Below are 16676 nucleotides of genomic sequence, written 5' to 3'. Positions count from 1 at the left end.
AGCAAAATATCGTGCCACAGCTCAATTATTATCACTATGATTTTAAAGCGATGGGTTCGCCTTGCTCGATCCAGTTGTATGCCGGAAACTCAGCGCTGGGAAAACGTGCGGCCCAGCTTGCCATGGATGATGTGTATCGCCTGGAAACACGTTATTCGCGCTATCGCGACGACAGTTTCTTGTCTGAAATAAACCGTACTGCAGCAGGAGGAGGGCGGATCATTGTTGATGATGAAACTGCCGGATTGCTGGATTATGCAGCGACGTGTTACCAACAAAGCGATGGCTTATTTGATATTACTTCCGGGATTCTGCGCCAGGCATGGGATTTTAAATCGGGTGTCATACCGGAACAAGAAACCATACATGCGCTGCTCAAAAAAATCGGCTGGCATAAACTGATCTGGCAACGGCCTGTGCTGACTTTTACCGTGCCGGATATGCAGATCGATCTGGGCGGGGTCGTCAAAGAATATGCGGTTGATCGCGCTGCAGCGCTATGCTGGAACGCCGGAATCCGTCATGGCATCGTCAATCTGGGCGGGGATGTCAAGATCATCGGACCGCATGATGACGGCAGTCCATGGCGCATAGCGATACGGCATCCACGCCAACCGGAGGGTTTGCTGACAACGCTGTTGCTGCATTCCGGTGCTGTTGCCAGTAGTGGCGATTATGAGCGTTGTATCACATTGAATGGTGTGCGTTACGGGCATGTGCTGAACCCAAAAACCGGCTGGCCCGTCAATTATATGGCGGCAGTGAGTGTCATCGGCGATTTTTGTGTGGTTGCCGGCAGCGCATCGACGATCGGTATGCTCAAGGAAGAGCAAGGGGCTGATTGGTTGGATGCGCTGGGTTTACCCCATGTATGGGTTAATGTGCATGGCGAGATGGGCGGATCTCTTGTGAATGACGAAGCGCATAAACCCTATCGGTTGATTTGAATATCACGCTACCAGCCTGCTTGGTAAATATTAATCAGATTCAGCGCATTATCATGGAGTTCAATAATACCATGCCGATCGAACCTCAGGTTTTTGAGTTTTACCGATTCATTGGGTGTGATTTCTTTCAAGTCAAAATTAAATTGAATCAGCGGCGTGACATGATGGGAATCCAGATACAGCTTTCCGGTTTTATCGGTGTTGGAAACCGGATCGTGTATGTCGGCAATGACATAAATTAATTCTTGGATCTCTTCGCTTGGGAGTGTAATGGTATAAGTATCGAAGAAATGATCGGGAACCGGTGAAGAATTAAATGCAAAAGTTTCAAGCCCCAGCGTTGCACCCACTGCTTGAGCAAGACCGCCGCCTAATGAGTGACCTGTGACAGTAATTTTGCTGCCAGGATAGCGATTGACAATATCCTGCGCAAAATTAAATGCATCTTTAAATTGATCGCTGACGGTGCCGATGCCTATGGCCGTATCAGCCAGGACATCACGGGCAACATCTTCGGTTTCTTTGAGCGAGCAAGGAAAATCACAAGTTTCAGTACCACGAAATGCCAGAACTAATTCATCAGTATCGCGGTTTTTATAAACACCTGCATCCATTCCGGAGTTTTTTCCATTGGATACGATTAAATCCCACGAACCAACCGCGACATTGTCAAAATCATATATCGCATCGGCAAGCTGCGCATAGGGAATAGACCGCCCCAACAAGTCGACAGCACGTCTTTCTTCCGGAAACAGCATGCCGTAAGGTTTCCAGGTCTCGTTGGGAACATAATCCGGATTGTTGTATATGTCGACTTTGGCTAATTCAAATAACATGGTCGCCGGGTCATCGATATTCGGTACCGTGATCAGGTTGACGGCGTAGCGCTCGGTACCAAACAGTTTAGGAACATCCACTTTGGGCAAAGTGAGTAATCCGCTAGTCGTTGAATAAATTGGACTATCACGCTCCGAGGCATCATCGAATTCTACGTTTAACAACTGAAAACGGCTGGGATTGTCTACCCCTAGCCATTGCAATGATGCCTTATAGCGCTGAGTATCGGTTTCATCGGCGATGACTATTTTTTGCAAGCAGACCAAACCGCTTGCTTCAAGAAAAGTGACCGGTGCGGTCAAATCCAAACACTCATCAGGTAACGCACGTGCTAACGATGCAACGGACATCAGGGCGGCAAAGCTCATTAATCCGACATAGGACAGGCATTTGTTTTTCATGAAATTATCAGCTGCGGGTTAGTTTAATCAAGACAGATAATCATAGCTTGTTTATCTTTCATTAACTAATATTATTGAGAATCCCATCAACAAATAGTCATCAGCACTATGAAGTGGTGTTGCAGAACAACATTGCGCAGCTGCACAATGCGCTGTTTGAAGAAGTAGGGCAGTTATGTAAATTTATGGTGTAATTGGCATTTATCCGTACGGATATGGGCTTGTCCCCTTAGTTGATATATCAATGAATACTTCACAGCGCCGCATTGCTCATCTGGATATGGATGCCTTTTATGCATCGGTTGAGCTGCTACGTTATCCGGAGTTACGCGGCTTACCCGTGGTAATCGGCGGACGCCCCGAGCACATGCCCACGCTGCAGGCAGATGGCAGCAAACATTTTTTCAGGCTGCGTGAATATAGTGGTCGCGGTGTGATTACAACCGCCACTTATGAAGCGCGCGCAGCAGGTGTTTTCTCTGCGATGAGTGTCATGAAAGCAGCGCAGCTCGCACCGGATGCAATTCTTTTGCCGGTCGATTTTGATAGTTATCGCCATTATTCGCGTCTGTTTAAAGCGGCGGTTGCCGGCATTGCCTCACACATCGAGGATTCCGGCATTGATGAAATCTACATTGATTTGAGTCATCTTCCCGATGATACTTTAGTGCTTGCACAACGTATCAAGCAAGCAGTAAGGGATGCTACCGGGTTATCGTGTTCAATCGGTATCGCACCGAATAAATTGCTCTCTAAAATCTGTTCGGATTTAGAAAAACCCGATGGACTCACTGTGCTGGAGATGTCTGATATTCCCGCTCGAATCTGGCCATTATCGGTGCGTAAAATCAACGGTATCGGCCCCAAAGCCGCCCAAAAACTCGCGCTGCTCGGTATCACAACCATCGCCGAATTGGCACAAGCTGATTTGAGTTTCCTGCAAATCCATTTTGGCCGCAGTTATTCGGCTTGGCTATATGAAGTTTCCCGCGGCATTGATCAACGCCCGGTAATCACTGATGCCAAGCCCAAATCCATCAGCCGGGAAACTACATTTGAACGCGACCTGCATCCTCGCCAGGATCGCCTGATGCTATCAGAGGCATTCACAACGCTATGTACACAAGTGGCGGAGGATTTAACGCATAAAGGGTATGTTGGCCGTACCATCAGCATCAAATTACGATTCGAGGATTTCCGCACAATCACGCGCGATTTTACATTAACCACACATACTGCCGATCCTGCAGTAATACGCCGTGCAGCGGGAGAATGCCTGCGGCGGGTATCGCTAAGAAAAAAGCTTCGGCTGCTTGGGGTAAAAGCCAGCGCACTGTCTCCGATCCATTCGATGCATGATGCCGCAATCTCTCCGCAGAGAGAATTGCCGCTCATAAGCTGATATTTTATAAATATTATTGACGACACTGTATACGGAATAACTATGAGACTTTGGTCAATACACCCAGGCTATCTGGATGCAAAAGGGTTGGTTGCACTGTGGCGGGAAGGGCTGTTAGCGCAGCATGTGCTACTTGGCAAAACCAAGGGATATAAAAACCATCCGCAACTAATACGATTTAAGGCTGCTGAAAATCCTGCAGGGGCGATTGCCGATTACTTGCGCAGTGTTGCGGATGAGGCGGATCAGCGAGGTTATCATTTCGACAGAAATAAAATCATCAATGAGGAATTGCGTGGATTAATTACTGTGACCACGGGTCAGGTAGCTTATGAACTCAATCACTTATTGGAAAAACTCAGGAGGCGTGACCCGGAAAGATACACACGGCTATGTACAATCACTGAGATCAAACTGCATCCCATATTTAATCAAGTGGATGGCGCTAGAGAAGCCTGGGAAATAGTCACGGTCTTGCAACGATGATTATCCCCGGATCACCGAATAATCACCGGCTTATCAGCAAGCTCATTTTTCTCATTGCCCTGACGAGGCGGAAAGTGTTTTTGTAAATGATGGCTGATGGTATGAATGCCTTCAATGACGCCTGTTTCAAATTGCTGTTGCCGGAATGCTGTTTCCATCGCACGGCAAATCGTCTCCCATTCATGGCTAGCCACTTTGGCATGAATGCCGCGATCCACGATGATTTCCACATCACGATCGGCAAGTAACAAATAAATCAATACGCCATTGTTGTGCTCGGTATCCCAGATGCACAGCTGGGAAAATACTTCCAGCGCACGCTCACGAGCGGTTTGATTTCTGAGCAATGCGGTGGTATTGAGTGCGGCCTCGACGGCAAAACAAATTTCACCGTCATGCTGCATTTCCGATTGCTGAATCGCGTGTTCGATAGCCGTCAGAGAAGCGGCGGGGAATTTGCGGCGTACTGCCAGTTGTCCGGTTAACAGATGGCGTAGGATGCGGGTCAAATTCATTTACCACCTCCCCGACGCGCCACCGCCGCCAAATCCGCCGCCTCCACCACCGAATCCTCCGCCGAAACCGTCGTATCCACTATTGCCACCGCGATAATGATCGTTGGGCCAATTGCCACGCCCATTCCTATAAAAACCGTTGCCCGTCTGTTGAAAAAGACTGAAAAGGAATACAAAAACAGCTGCCAGTAGCGCAGCAGCGATAGAAGAAAGCATGAGCCAGCCGATCAACCCTGTGCCAATACTTGTTACAGTGGCTCCGGCAAGGCGCCCGAGCAATGTCTGCAACAACCTTCCCAATACGATGAGTCCTATTAAAATGGGAATAAAGTGATCAAGTGCGCTGCTGAAATTGGGGGAAGCAGCGCTGTGCCGGGTTGGTGGTGGCAGTGGTTCTCCCGCAATCAAACTGAGCATGGCATCAATGCCCGCAGTAATACCGTCCGCAAAGCTTCCCGCTTTAAATTGCGGTACGATGATTTCCTCGATAATGCGTTTTGCCATGGCGTCAGGCAATACGCCTTCCAAGCCGTAGCCGACTTCTATGCGCAATGCCCGGTCATTTTTGGCAATGAGCAGCAATGCACCGTCATCAATTTTTTTACGCCCTATTTTCCAAGCCTCAACAACGCGTATGGCATATTGCTCAATCGCTTCAGGCTGTGTCGTGGGTACGATCAACACCGCAATCTGACTGCCTTTTGTCTGTTCAAGTGCCGCTAATTTTTGCTCCAGAAGCGTGACCTCATGGGTGGAAAGTGTTGCAGTCAGGTCAGTGACATGAGATTTAAGCGGCGGAATCGCCACATCCGCTTGGGAACATACTGCAGTGAACAGTAGGGTGGCTAGCACCAGAATTCTTATCCAAACCTGTAGCATTCCGGCGGATATCATCGTGTTACCAGGTGGCGTGTAAAGCATTGTGCTTACCTGGCGGGTGCTTGAAGGTTAAAGTCAACCTTGGGTGCCGCGGAAATTTCCTGTTCATTGTCAACAGTGAAGCTGGGTTTGGTTTGAAAACCGAATGCCATGGCTGTGAGATTGCTGGGAAAAGAACGCACCACGATATTGTATTCCTGTACTGCTTTGATATACCGGTTGCGGGCTACCGTAATGCGGTTTTCGGTACCTTCCAGTTGGGCCTGCAAGTCGCGGAAATTGGCATCCGATTTCAGCTCAGGATAATTTTCCGACACAACCAGCAAACGCGAAAGCGCGCTCGATAATTCTCCTTGTGCATTCTGAAACTTGGCAAATGCTTCTGGATCATTCATGAGTTCCGGTGTGGCTTGAATGCCGCCAACTTTGGAACGCGCATTGGTGACACCTAATAGCACCTCCTTTTCCTGCGCAGCAAATCCTTTGACCGCATTAACCAAATTGGGAACCAGATCAGCACGGCGTTTATATTGATTCAACACTTCCGCCCAGCTTGCTTTAATCTGCTCATCCGTTGATTGGAGTGTATTGTAGCCGCAACCACTCAGAATCAGTGTGCTGATAAATATCAGAGTAAGTAATCCTTTGTGCATACGTATGCCTCCCATAAAAAATCAATTATTCAATATATGGCGACTCATTCAATTTTTACAATGATACCTGAAGAGTAAATCAATCAAGGTAGCACGCTTGATTAAGCAAAATAAGACTAGCTTCTCCATTTATTGGACAAGTTTCTGCCATATACTCTGAATGGTTCTTCAATGTAGCGGTGCAAGAAAATTGAAGCGATGATGGTGAGTGTAGTGCAAGCTATAAAAAGACCAACACCACTCATATCGACGCCAATCTCCTGAAATAATTTTGGAGTTGCATTGTGCACAAGATAAACAGGATAGCTGACTGAACCAATATATATGAAGATATTATGAAAATTTTCTGATGATTTCCATTGATCGATAGAGGTAAGTGGAAATAATATGAGTGCATAACCAAGAGCGCATGCAAAGTTAAACCATCCTCCAATTAAAGTATTGGCTCTTAGCCCATCATCACCATTCTTTATAAAATATATTGCCAGAATCGAGATTAATACAATTCCAAGACAGGCACTGATTAAATTCCATTGCATGAGCGTGCCTTTGCGATAGCTTTTACTAAAAATAACAAACTGGTAGAGATATACGCCTATTAAAAATTCGGGCAAGAGACCTACTAAATGAACGCTCAGTATGTCATAGGTATTGATGGCAGGGTGGGCTGAATTACTGTACAAAAATAATTTCAGAAACATTGAGAACATCAATATGCCAAAAAGAAGTTTTTTGCACTTTTTAAGGAAGAATATCAGTATAGGAATAAATATATAAAATTCCATTTCAACAGGTAGACTCCAGAATGCAGCGTTAAAAAAGAAGGCTTCTTCTTTTGAGTTCGTTGTGTGCAAAAAGAATACATGGTGAATGAAATAATTTACTTTCTCTGCATTATCGCTACTCAAGAGAAAATAAATGACTAAAGAAACGAAATAGAGGGGATAAATCCTAAAGAATCTTTTTATAAAGAATGCGCTGACATTAACCTGTGAAGAGAAAATCAGTTTTGCAAAAACAAAACCACTGATTACGAAAAAAAGATCAACCCCTGTCCATAAGAAATTTAATGCTGTTCTTTCTTCAGTGAGGAAATGAGCATAATGTGATGTAAGTACCATGAATGCGGCTATACCCCGCGCAAATTCAATACCAATGTATGTGTGCACTTGACTTTCCTGAGTCTAAATGATGGGTTGTAAGAAATTATGTCGTTATTTACAGATTGGCATATTGAATCATTCTGGTGAATATCATGGCTCCGTAGCTTAATGAAAAATGTTAAGGCAGGGCATCGAGAGACAAAACACTTTTATTATCTAGTTAATTCTTTGCCGCCCAGTCTGCTTTAATCTGCTCATCCGCTGAGTAGAGCGGATTGTAGCTACAGCCACTCAGAATCAGTGTGCTGATAAATACCGGAGTCAGTGATCCTTGCGTATATCTCCCATCAAGAATCAATTGTCCAATATAGGGCGATTCATTCAATTTTTACAATGATACCTGAACAGTAGATCAATCAAGGCAGTACGACTTGATTGAGCAAATTAATCACACCGAAGTAAACAAAAAGTTTTCAACTTTTATTGAAGTGTGCAATACTTGCACTACCATCAATGCCGCAAAAATTTTGTTATTGCACTATATGTTGTGGTTATACAGAGAAATAATATTTCATTGAATCAACAGAAATTTATATTCTCTATCTTGAATAATCAGTTAGGGGAGAACATCGATGCAACTTGCTACGGAACATACTAACCTCAAACCTACTCCTGGAAATCAAAGTTTTTTAGATACTGGGTCACAAAATTCGCGTTTTTCTCAATATAAAGTCATTCGTCGTAACGGTGCAGTCGTCGCATTCGAACCAAGCAAGATATCTGTCGCCATGACCAAGGCTTTTATCGCAGTGGATGGTGGCCAAGGCGCGGCATCTGTCAGGGTGCGTGAGGTGGTTGCAAGTTTGACGAATGATGTGGCGAATGCATTGCTGCGTCGCCAGCCGGATAGCGGCACTTTCCATATTGAAGATATTCAGGACCAAGTCGAGCTCGCCTTGATGCGCTCCGGTGAACACGATGTGGCGCGTGCTTACGTGCTGTATCGTGAAGACCGTGCGCGTGAAAGAGCCAAGCTCAAGCAAAAAACTGCCACGGAGATAGCGGCGGAGACGTTATATGTTGTGGATAACGGGCAAAGAATCCCGTTGGATTTGGTCAAATTATCTGCGCTGATTGAGTCTTCATGCAGTGGATTGGAAAATGCGGTCGATGCTTCCTTGATTCTGAAAGCCACATTAAAGGATTTGTATGACGGTGTATCGCTCGATGAAGTCAGGAAATCCGTGATTCTGTCCGCGCGCGTTTTGATCGAAAAAGACCCTGCGTATAGCTATGTCACTGCACGATTATTGCTGAATAACATGCGCTATGAAGTGCTCGGCGAGGAAGTTTCCCAGCAGACGATGCAAGCGCACTATACCAATTATTTTCCGGTTTTCATTAAACGTGGCATCGAAGCCGAGCTTCTGGACGAGCGCTTGGCGCAGTTCGATTTGGCGCGTTTGGCGGAAGCACTGGATGCCGAACGGGATCTGCAATTTGATTATCTGGGTTTGCAAACGCTCTATGACCGTTACTTTCTGCATATCAAAGAACAGCGCATTGAATTGCCGCAAGCTTTTTTTATGCGCGTGGCCATGGGCTTGGCATTGAATGAAATTGACCGGGAAGCACGTGCCATCGAGTTTTATCACGTGCTATCCAGCTTTGATTTCATGAGTTCAACACCGACTTTATTCAACTCCGGCACTTGCCGTTCGCAATTGTCATCGTGCTACCTGACGACAGTACCGGATGATTTGGATGGCATTTACGAAGCCATTAAGGAAAATGCGTTACTGGCCAAATATGCCGGCGGATTGGGCAATGACTGGACCGCAGTGCGCGCCCTGGGTGCACGTATCAAGGGTACCAACGGCAAATCGCAAGGCGTGGTGCCTTTTCTCAAAGTGGTATCGGATACCGCGGTGGCCGTGAATCAAGGCGGCAAACGCAAAGGCGCGGTATGTGCATATCTGGAATGCTGGCATCTGGATATCGAGGAATTTCTGGAGTTGCGCAAAAATACCGGCGATGATCGTCGCCGTACGCACGACATGAATACCGCCACGTGGATTCCCGATTTGTTTATGAAGCGGGTCATGGAGGGCGGCGACTGGACATTGTTCTCGCCTTCGGATGTACCGGATTTGCATGAAAAATTCGGTCAGCAATTCGAACAAGCCTATTTGGCGTATGAAGCCAAAATCGAGCGTGGTGAACTGGCGTTGTACAAAAAAATTCCGGCGGTGCAATTGTGGCGCAAGATGCTGAGCATGCTGTTTGAGACAGGTCATCCCTGGATCACTTTTAAAGATCCATGCAATGTGCGCTCACCGCAGAATCATGTCGGCGTGGTTCATAGTTCCAATTTATGTACGGAAATCACCTTGAATACCAATGACAAGGAAATTGCGGTATGTAATCTGGGCTCAGTGAATCTGGTGGCGCATCTGAAAAATGGCGCGCTGGATATGGACAAACTGAAACGCACGATTCGGATTGCCATGCGCATGCTGGATAATGTCGTCGACATCAATTTCTATGCGGTGGCAAAAGCCAGAAACGCCAATCTCAAACACCGGCCGGTCGGGTTGGGCATTATGGGATTCCAGGATTGCCTGCATCAATTGGGTATTCCATATAGTTCCAACGAGGCAGTCGAGTTTGCCGATCGTTCGATGGAAGCAGTGGCTTATCAGGCGTATTGGGCGTCGACCGAATTGGCCGAAGAACGCGGTCGCTATAGTTCTTATAAAGGCAGTTTGTGGGATCGCGGCATCCTGCCGCATGACACCTTGGAAATATTGCGCAAAGAACGGGGTGGCTTTGTCGAAGCGGATTTATCCACGACACTGGATTGGGATGCATTGCGTCAACGCATTAACGAACATGGCATGCGCAACTCAAACTGCTTGGCGATTGCGCCGACCGCAACGATATCCAACATCGTCGGCGTATCGGCCAGTATTGAGCCGACTTATCAGAATCTGTATGTTAAATCCAATTTATCGGGTGAATTTACGATTGCCAATAAATCCCTGGTCAACGATCTGAAGAAGCTCAATCTGTGGGATGAAGTCATGATCGCGGACCTGAAATATTTCGACGGCGCCATCAGTAAGATAGACCGCATACCGGAAAATGTCCGCACCCTGTACGCCACTGCATTTGAAATGGATCCGTTGTGGCTGATCGAAGCCGGTGCACGGCGGCAAAAGTGGATCGATCAATCGCAATCGCTGAATATTTATATGGCGGGGGTTTCCGGCAAGAAATTGGATGATACCTACAAACTGGCCTGGATTCGTGGTCTAAAAACCACTTATTATTTGCGTTCGATGGGTGCGACAGCGGCTGAAAAATCGACCGTGCGTGCAGGTTCATTGAATGCCGTGCCGTCCGATGGCGGTATCGCTAAAGCCATGATGGAAGTATCTTCCATCGAAATCAAATATTGCGCGATCGATGATGAAAGTTGCGAATCGTGCCAATAACCGACCGAATGGATATGAAAAAAGGAGTAAGCCATGCTGACATTTGAAGATGAACCCGTAAAAGCTGAAATACCGCCACAAATCAATCCATTGCATCGACTAGGCGCGCAGGATTCTGACTTGTTGACACCATCGCCATTGCATCGGCATGGTGATACTGCTGCAGATACCAGTGAAACAGTTACCGACCAGGCGATAGCCGGAAGCGCCAACCGTCGCATATCGGTTGAAGACAAGCAAATCATCAATTGCAACGCGGATGTCAATCAACTGGTGCCGTTCAAATACAAATGGGCCTGGGATAAATATCTGGGCGCCTGCGCCAATCACTGGATGCCGCAGGAGATTAGTATGAGCCGCGATATTTCCTTATGGAAGGATCCCAATGGCTTGACCGAGGATGAGCGTCGCCTGGTCAAACGCAATCTGGGTTTCTTTGTGACGGCGGATTCATTGGCTGCCAATAATATCGTACTGGGTACGTATCGCCATATTACCAATCCCGAGTGCCGTCAGTATTTGCTGCGTCAGGCATTTGAGGAAGCCATTCATACCCATGCTTATCAATATATTGTGGAATCACTGGGGCTGGATGAAGGTGAAATATTCAACGCGTATCATGAAGTGTCTTCCATCCGCGACAAGGATGAATTTCTGATTCCATTTATTGATACCTTGACGAACCCGCACTTCAAAACCGGTACGCAAGAAACCGACCAGCAATTACTCAAGAGCCTGATCGTTTTTGCCTGCATTATGGAAGGGCTGTTCTTTTATGTCGGCTTTACGCAGATTCTCGCACTCGGCAGACAAAACAAGATGACCGGCGCGGCCGAGCAATATCAATATATTCTGCGCGATGAATCGATGCACTGTAATTTCGGTATTGATGTGATCAACCAGATCAAGATGGAAAATCCGCATTTATGGACCAAGGCATTCCGCGATGAGGCCAATGAGCTGATGCAGAAAGCGGTTGCGCTGGAATACCGCTATGCCGAAGACACCATGCCACGCGGCGTGTTGGGCATGAATGCACCGATGTTCAAGGAATATTTGCGCTATATCGCGAATCGCCGCTGCCAGCAAATTGGTCTGGATATCCTTTATCCGAATGCCAGCAATCCATTCCCGTGGATGTCGGAAATGATTGATCTCAAGAAAGAAAAGAATTTCTTTGAGACGCGGGTGACGGAATATCAAACCGGTGGTGCGTTGAGTTGGGATTGATCCGATGAATAGCTAACCATCGCATATATTATGGGCTTAGTGAGTCAGATTTGTTATGAATAAGCGATATCAAGTCTTTGTCAGTTCTACATATGCTGACTTAAAAGAAGAACGACAGCGCGTAATACAGGCGCTGATGGAGATGGATTGCATTCCCGCTGGCATGGAACTGTTCCCAGCTACAGATGAAGAACAGTGGTTATTCATTAAGAAAGTCATTGACGACTGTGACTACTACTTACTTGTAATTGGTGGTCGGTATGGATCGACCACACCTGACGGCATTAGCTACACGGAAAAGGAGTTCGATTACGCCGTAAGTATTGGGCTCAAGGTGATTGCTCTAGTCCATGGGGAATCGGATAACATCCCCTTTGGAAAATCGGAGAAAGAACCCGACTTACGAGCTCGACTCGAGAGCTTCAAACAAAAAGCCATGACGGGGCGTTTGGTTAAATTCTGGAAAACGACAGAGGAGCTTCCTGGTCTGGTAGCGCTTAGCTTGTCTAAAACTATTAAGACTTTTCCTGCGGTCGGTTGGGTACGGGCAAGCAGTGTTCCGAATGAAACTTTGCTACTTGAGCTCAACGAACTTAGAAAGCAGAACACAGAGCTCGAACAATCCATTCAGAGATTGGCCTCAGCTGACCGGCCAGTTATCGACGACATTGCCAATATAGACTCCTTGTATACCTTTCGCGGAACATACTACGCTTCCTATGGTAAAGATACATTCAAGTGTTCAATCTCTTGGAGAGATTTATTTGCGCTCATTGCCCCATATCTTATTGAGCATCCTAACGATACATCTGTGAAGGTTAAACTGTCTGAATCTCTCTTTGAGCGAGCTGGAAAGAAAGGGGGCACCCCAAGAATCAATGATCAAGAATTCAAGACCGTTGCCATTCAGCTCAATGCTTATGGACTAATTCAGACCCAATACACCAAAACTACCCAGGGGAGCATGGCGTTGTTCTGGTCACTTACCGATCGAGGCGAGCGGCTTATGCTGGAAAGTCGAGTTATTCGTGAATGTCCCAACCTTTCGTTGCAAGGGAATGCACCGCAAGCGGTGCGACCCTGATTGAGTGTTATATATATGCAATGAATGAAATGTCAAACCGGAATCTTAGTAAGCCAGTACCCAAATTTATCCGATTCAGTGAGGTAAATACCCATGCAAACCCGTGAAGAACATGACACCATGGGCGTGGTCGAGGTACCCGCCGCCGCATTATGGGGTGCACAAACGCAGCGCTCGTTGCAGAACTTCAAAATTTCTAATGAGCATATGCCCATTGCCTTGATTCAAGCACTGGCAAAGGTCAAACGTGCAGCAGCTACGGTCAATCATGATCTGGGATTGCTGGATGCTGCCAGTACGGCCGCCATTATTCGTGCTGCCGATGAAGTGGTTGCCGGCGATCATAACGATCAGTTTCCACTGGTTGTGTGGCAAACCGGCTCAGGCACGCAAACTAACATGAATATGAACGAGGTGCTGGCGAATCGGGCTTCGGAAATTTTGGGTGGCGGGCGCGGCGCAGACCGGAAAATTCATCCCAATGACGATGTCAACAAAGGCCAATCGTCCAATGATGTTTTTCCCACCGCAATGCACGTGGCCGCCATACAGGAGTTGCACCATCGCCTGAATCCGGCCATCCGCTTATTAAGAAAAACTCTGGCCGCTAAAGTAGTCGCGTTCTCCGGTATTGTTAAAATTGGTCGCACCCATTTGCAGGATGCTACGCCACTGACGTTGGGGCAGGAATTTTCCGGTTATGTTGCGCAACTGGATCATGGATTGAAGCACGTACAGGCATCCATGGCGCACTTGCATGAACTGGCTCTGGGCGGCACGGCGGTGGGCACCGGACTCAATGCGCATCCTGAGTTTGCCGGGCGAGTGGCTGCCGAGCTTTCCCGTTTAACCGCGTTGTCATTTGTCAGTGCACCGAACAAATTTGAAGCGCTGGCCAGTAATGATGCATTGGTGCATGCGCACGGCGCATTGAAAACATTGGCGGCATCGCTGATGAAAATCGCCAATGATATTCGTTGGCTTGCATCCGGGCCGCGTTGCGGTATCGGTGAGCTTAGAATCCCTGAAAATGAACCGGGCAGTTCCATTATGCCGGGCAAAGTCAATCCGACACAATCCGAAGCCATGACGATGGTATGTTGTCAGGTGATGGGTAATGATGTGGCGATCAATATGGGTGGTGCGATGGGTAATTTTGAATTGAATGTCATGAAACCGATGATCATTCATAATTTTCTTCAGAGCGTGCGCTTGCTTACAGATGCCATGATCAGCTTTAACAACAACTGTGCAATCGGCATAGAAGCCGATATTGAGCGCATCGACATGCTGATGCATCATTCCCTGATGCTGGTCACCGCGCTGAATCCACACATCGGCTATGACAAAGCGGCCGAAATCGCCAAAAAAGCGCATCGTGAAGGCATCACGTTAAAAGCCGCCGCGATTGCAACCGGTTATGTCACTGCTGAGCAGTTTGAATCCTGGGTTATTCCGGAAAAAATGGTAGGGAAGTAGGGCGATTTAATTTGCCTCCCTTACCGCATTACCATGTTATCAACCAGCAAAAATACCGATTCAGCGACGCGCCGTGAACGTTTTGCGTGGTGCATGTACGATTTCGCCAATTCAGGCTACACCACCGTCATACTGACGGCCATTTTCAATGCGTATTTTGTCGGCGTGGTTGCCGCTGAGCGTGGTAATGGCCACGCCACGCTGCTGTGGACGCTGACAATCGCCGCCGCCAACATTCTGGTTTTACTCAGTGCACCCGTGGTGGGTGCGATCGCTGATTATTCCGGCGCAAAAAAACGTTTTCTGGTCGTGACGACATTGGGTTGCGTGCTGTTTACCGCATTATTGAGCTGCGTCGGCCCCGGCGATGTCATTTTGGCGATTATTTTGGTCATACTGGCGACCTTTATGTTTGCCAGCGGCGAAAACTTAATCGCGGCATTCTTACCTGAAATCAGCACTCCAGAAACGATAGGACGGCTTTCCGGTTATGGCTGGTCACTGGGTTATTTGGGTGGTTTGCTGTCATTGGCTTTATGTCTGGCGTATGTCACTTATGCAGAAAATCAAGGGCTGGATGCTGCACACTATGTACCCGTTTCCACATTGATTGTCGCCGCCTTATTTGGAATCGCCGCTTTACCGACATTGCTCTGGCTACGCGAACGTAATGGGGTTTCAAAATCAATTAAAAATAGTCATTTAATACGAATAGGATTTGAGCGATTAAGCAGTACGCTGCGACACGCAAGTCAGCACACCGATTTATTTCGCTTTTTAATCTCATTAACCACCTATTATTCCGGTATTCATATCGTCATCGTGTTAGCAGCGGTGTATGCGCAAGAAGTCATGGGATTCAAAACTCAGGATACGATTATTCTGATCATGGTGGTGAATGTGACCGCGGCAATCGGTGCTTTTGTGTGTGGTCATCTGCAGGATCGAATCGGCTCCAGTCGATGTATTGCCATGACCTTGCTGATCTGGTCTGCAGCGATTATTTGTGCTTATTTTGCTACTGATGAGGCGTTATTCTGGATTGCCGCCAATTTAATTGGCATTGCACTTGGTGGCGCGCAATCAGCGGGTAGGGCATTGGTAGGGCAATTCACACCGCTTGGGCGGCAAGGCGAATTCTTTGGCTTATGGGGATTGGCGACAAAATTATCAGCGATTATCGGGCCACTGACTTATGGCGGCATAGTCTATTTATTCGAGGGGGATCACCGCATCGCGTTACTCAGTACGCTGGTGTTTTTTATACTGGGTCTCGCATTGCTTGCCACTGTGAATGAGCGCAGAGGACGCGAAATGGCTAAAATCAATTACTGAGCGGCTTTCTTTAAACTGCAAGAGCGATTCTATTACTAAGATTTTTCATTTTGTAAAGCGCCTGTAGGAACAACAGAATAGATCCTACAGGGTATCTCTCAGTCGATTAAACGACATTGAACGATAAATCGTACAATAGCTTTTTATAAGCTATTTTTATTTTCCTGGAAGCTCATTACGACCTTCAGCAGGCTTACCTTCATGTGTCGTGCCATAATTGTCAGAACTTGCACTTTCCGGCGCTGTAGGTTTACCACAAGCCACTAATGTTAGTGCGAAAAATATTACAACAAAAAATACTGAATGTTTCATTTGTAGCTTTATCCTTAAAATTTATAAAAATATTTTTACTGCTTATTTGTCACACATGAACTATAACACGTTATAAGCTAATAATCCTTTATTAAATGCTATTCAGGGTTTTGCAACTAATACCAGTTTATTGCCAATAATTTGTATTATGTAAAATTGTACATATCATTAATTATTGTAAGAGAAAATTTTATAAGTTTTTATCTAGATTCAAATCCCTTCCAAACCCTCTTTCTATTTATTCACGTTTTGCTGAATATCCCTAAACCCGTTAAGTGATATAAACCTTTTTAATCAATATGAAACATTGCTTTGTTTAAATAATAAAGCTTCCAGAAGTTTGCAATGATGTAATCTTTGGGCAGAAAAAATGGAAGATCTAATAAAAAGCATCGACTGCCAAGAAATCGAAAGAATAACCGGAGAAAATCAAAAAACAATTAAGCAATGGAAAAAAGGAACTAAGAAAATCCCTGAATCAGCATCCCGTCTGTTAAGGTTATATATTCTGGGTGA

Annotated in this window: 15 protein-coding genes; 8 read left to right on the top strand and 7 right to left on the bottom strand. The window is 46.4% G+C overall.

Annotated elements, in window-relative coordinates:
• The first annotated feature begins 11 nt into the window (after nucleotides 1-11).
• The gene (locus Q0K92_RS05940) at nucleotides 12-947 is read left to right on the top strand and encodes an FAD:protein FMN transferase (RefSeq protein ID WP_297324889.1); all 936 of its coding nucleotides are present in this window, start codon (nucleotides 12-14) and stop codon (nucleotides 945-947) included.
• Between the two features lie 8 nt (nucleotides 948-955).
• On the opposite strand, the gene Q0K92_RS05935 is transcribed toward Q0K92_RS05940, so the two are convergent.
• A complete protein-coding gene (locus Q0K92_RS05935; protein ID WP_297324888.1) occupies nucleotides 956-2185 on the bottom strand; it encodes a lipase in 1230 nt (409 codons plus the stop codon).
• 244 nt (nucleotides 2186-2429) lie between these two features.
• On the opposite strand from Q0K92_RS05935, the gene dinB reads away from it, so the two are divergent.
• Both dinB and Q0K92_RS05925 read left to right on the top strand, forming a co-directional pair.
• On the top strand, nucleotides 2430-3587 hold the full coding sequence (gene dinB / locus Q0K92_RS05930; RefSeq protein ID WP_297324887.1) for a DNA polymerase IV: 1158 nt from the start codon (nucleotides 2430-2432) through the stop codon (nucleotides 3585-3587).
• 42 nt (nucleotides 3588-3629) lie between these two features.
• On the top strand, nucleotides 3630-4073 hold the full coding sequence (locus tag Q0K92_RS05925; protein WP_297324886.1) for a pyrimidine dimer DNA glycosylase/endonuclease V: 444 nt from the start codon (nucleotides 3630-3632) through the stop codon (nucleotides 4071-4073).
• A gap of 11 nt (nucleotides 4074-4084) precedes the next feature.
• Here Q0K92_RS05925 and Q0K92_RS05920 read toward each other — a convergent pair whose 3' ends face one another.
• The 5 genes from Q0K92_RS05920 to Q0K92_RS05900 form a co-directional block, all read right to left on the bottom strand.
• Complete coding sequence (locus Q0K92_RS05920; protein WP_297324885.1) at nucleotides 4085-4588, bottom strand: TPM domain-containing protein; 504 nt, start codon at nucleotides 4586-4588, stop codon at nucleotides 4085-4087.
• On the bottom strand, nucleotides 4589-5509 hold the full coding sequence (locus tag Q0K92_RS05915) for a YgcG family protein (RefSeq protein WP_297324884.1): 921 nt from the start codon (nucleotides 5507-5509) through the stop codon (nucleotides 4589-4591).
• A 5-nt stretch (nucleotides 5510-5514) separates the two neighbouring features.
• Nucleotides 5515-6120: a LemA family protein gene (locus Q0K92_RS05910; RefSeq protein WP_297324883.1), complete on the bottom strand. Its 606-nt coding sequence runs from the start codon at nucleotides 6118-6120 to the stop codon at nucleotides 5515-5517.
• Between the two features lie 116 nt (nucleotides 6121-6236).
• Entirely contained in the window at nucleotides 6237-7289 is a 1053-nt protein-coding gene (locus tag Q0K92_RS05905; protein WP_297324882.1) for an acyltransferase, read from the bottom strand.
• A 154-nt stretch (nucleotides 7290-7443) separates the two neighbouring features.
• Nucleotides 7444-7608 carry a hypothetical protein gene (locus tag Q0K92_RS05900; RefSeq protein ID WP_297324881.1) on the bottom strand — a complete coding sequence of 55 codons (165 nt, stop codon included), beginning with the start codon at nucleotides 7606-7608 and terminating at the stop codon, nucleotides 7444-7446.
• A gap of 247 nt (nucleotides 7609-7855) precedes the next feature.
• Between Q0K92_RS05900 and Q0K92_RS05895 the strand changes: the two genes are divergently transcribed.
• The 5 genes from Q0K92_RS05895 (at nucleotide 7856) to Q0K92_RS05875 (ending at nucleotide 15848) form a co-directional block, all read left to right on the top strand.
• Entirely contained in the window at nucleotides 7856-10720 is a 2865-nt protein-coding gene (locus tag Q0K92_RS05895) for a ribonucleoside-diphosphate reductase subunit alpha (protein ID WP_297324880.1), read from the top strand.
• Nucleotides 10721-10753: 33 nt separating this feature from the next.
• Entirely contained in the window at nucleotides 10754-11950 is a 1197-nt protein-coding gene (locus tag Q0K92_RS05890) for a ribonucleotide-diphosphate reductase subunit beta (RefSeq protein ID WP_297324879.1), read from the top strand.
• Nucleotides 11951-12005: 55 nt separating this feature from the next.
• A complete protein-coding gene (locus tag Q0K92_RS05885; protein WP_297324878.1) occupies nucleotides 12006-13034 on the top strand; it encodes a DUF4062 domain-containing protein in 1029 nt (342 codons plus the stop codon).
• 93 nt (nucleotides 13035-13127) lie between these two features.
• Nucleotides 13128-14513: a class II fumarate hydratase gene (gene fumC / locus Q0K92_RS05880; protein WP_297324877.1), complete on the top strand. Its 1386-nt coding sequence runs from the start codon at nucleotides 13128-13130 to the stop codon at nucleotides 14511-14513.
• Between the two features lie 33 nt (nucleotides 14514-14546).
• Entirely contained in the window at nucleotides 14547-15848 is a 1302-nt protein-coding gene (locus Q0K92_RS05875; protein ID WP_297324876.1) for an MFS transporter, read from the top strand.
• Nucleotides 15849-16004: 156 nt separating this feature from the next.
• Here Q0K92_RS05875 and Q0K92_RS05870 read toward each other — a convergent pair whose 3' ends face one another.
• The gene (locus tag Q0K92_RS05870; protein ID WP_297324875.1) at nucleotides 16005-16160 is read right to left on the bottom strand and encodes a hypothetical protein; all 156 of its coding nucleotides are present in this window, start codon (nucleotides 16158-16160) and stop codon (nucleotides 16005-16007) included.
• Nucleotides 16161-16676: the final 516 nt, after the last annotated feature.

The sequence above is a fragment of the Nitrosomonas sp. genome (assembly GCF_024282095.1).
Lineage (GTDB): Bacteria > Pseudomonadota > Gammaproteobacteria > Burkholderiales > Nitrosomonadaceae > Nitrosomonas.
The sequence above is the reverse complement of the archived record's forward strand: the minus strand, read 5'-3'. Positions and strand labels throughout refer to the sequence as shown.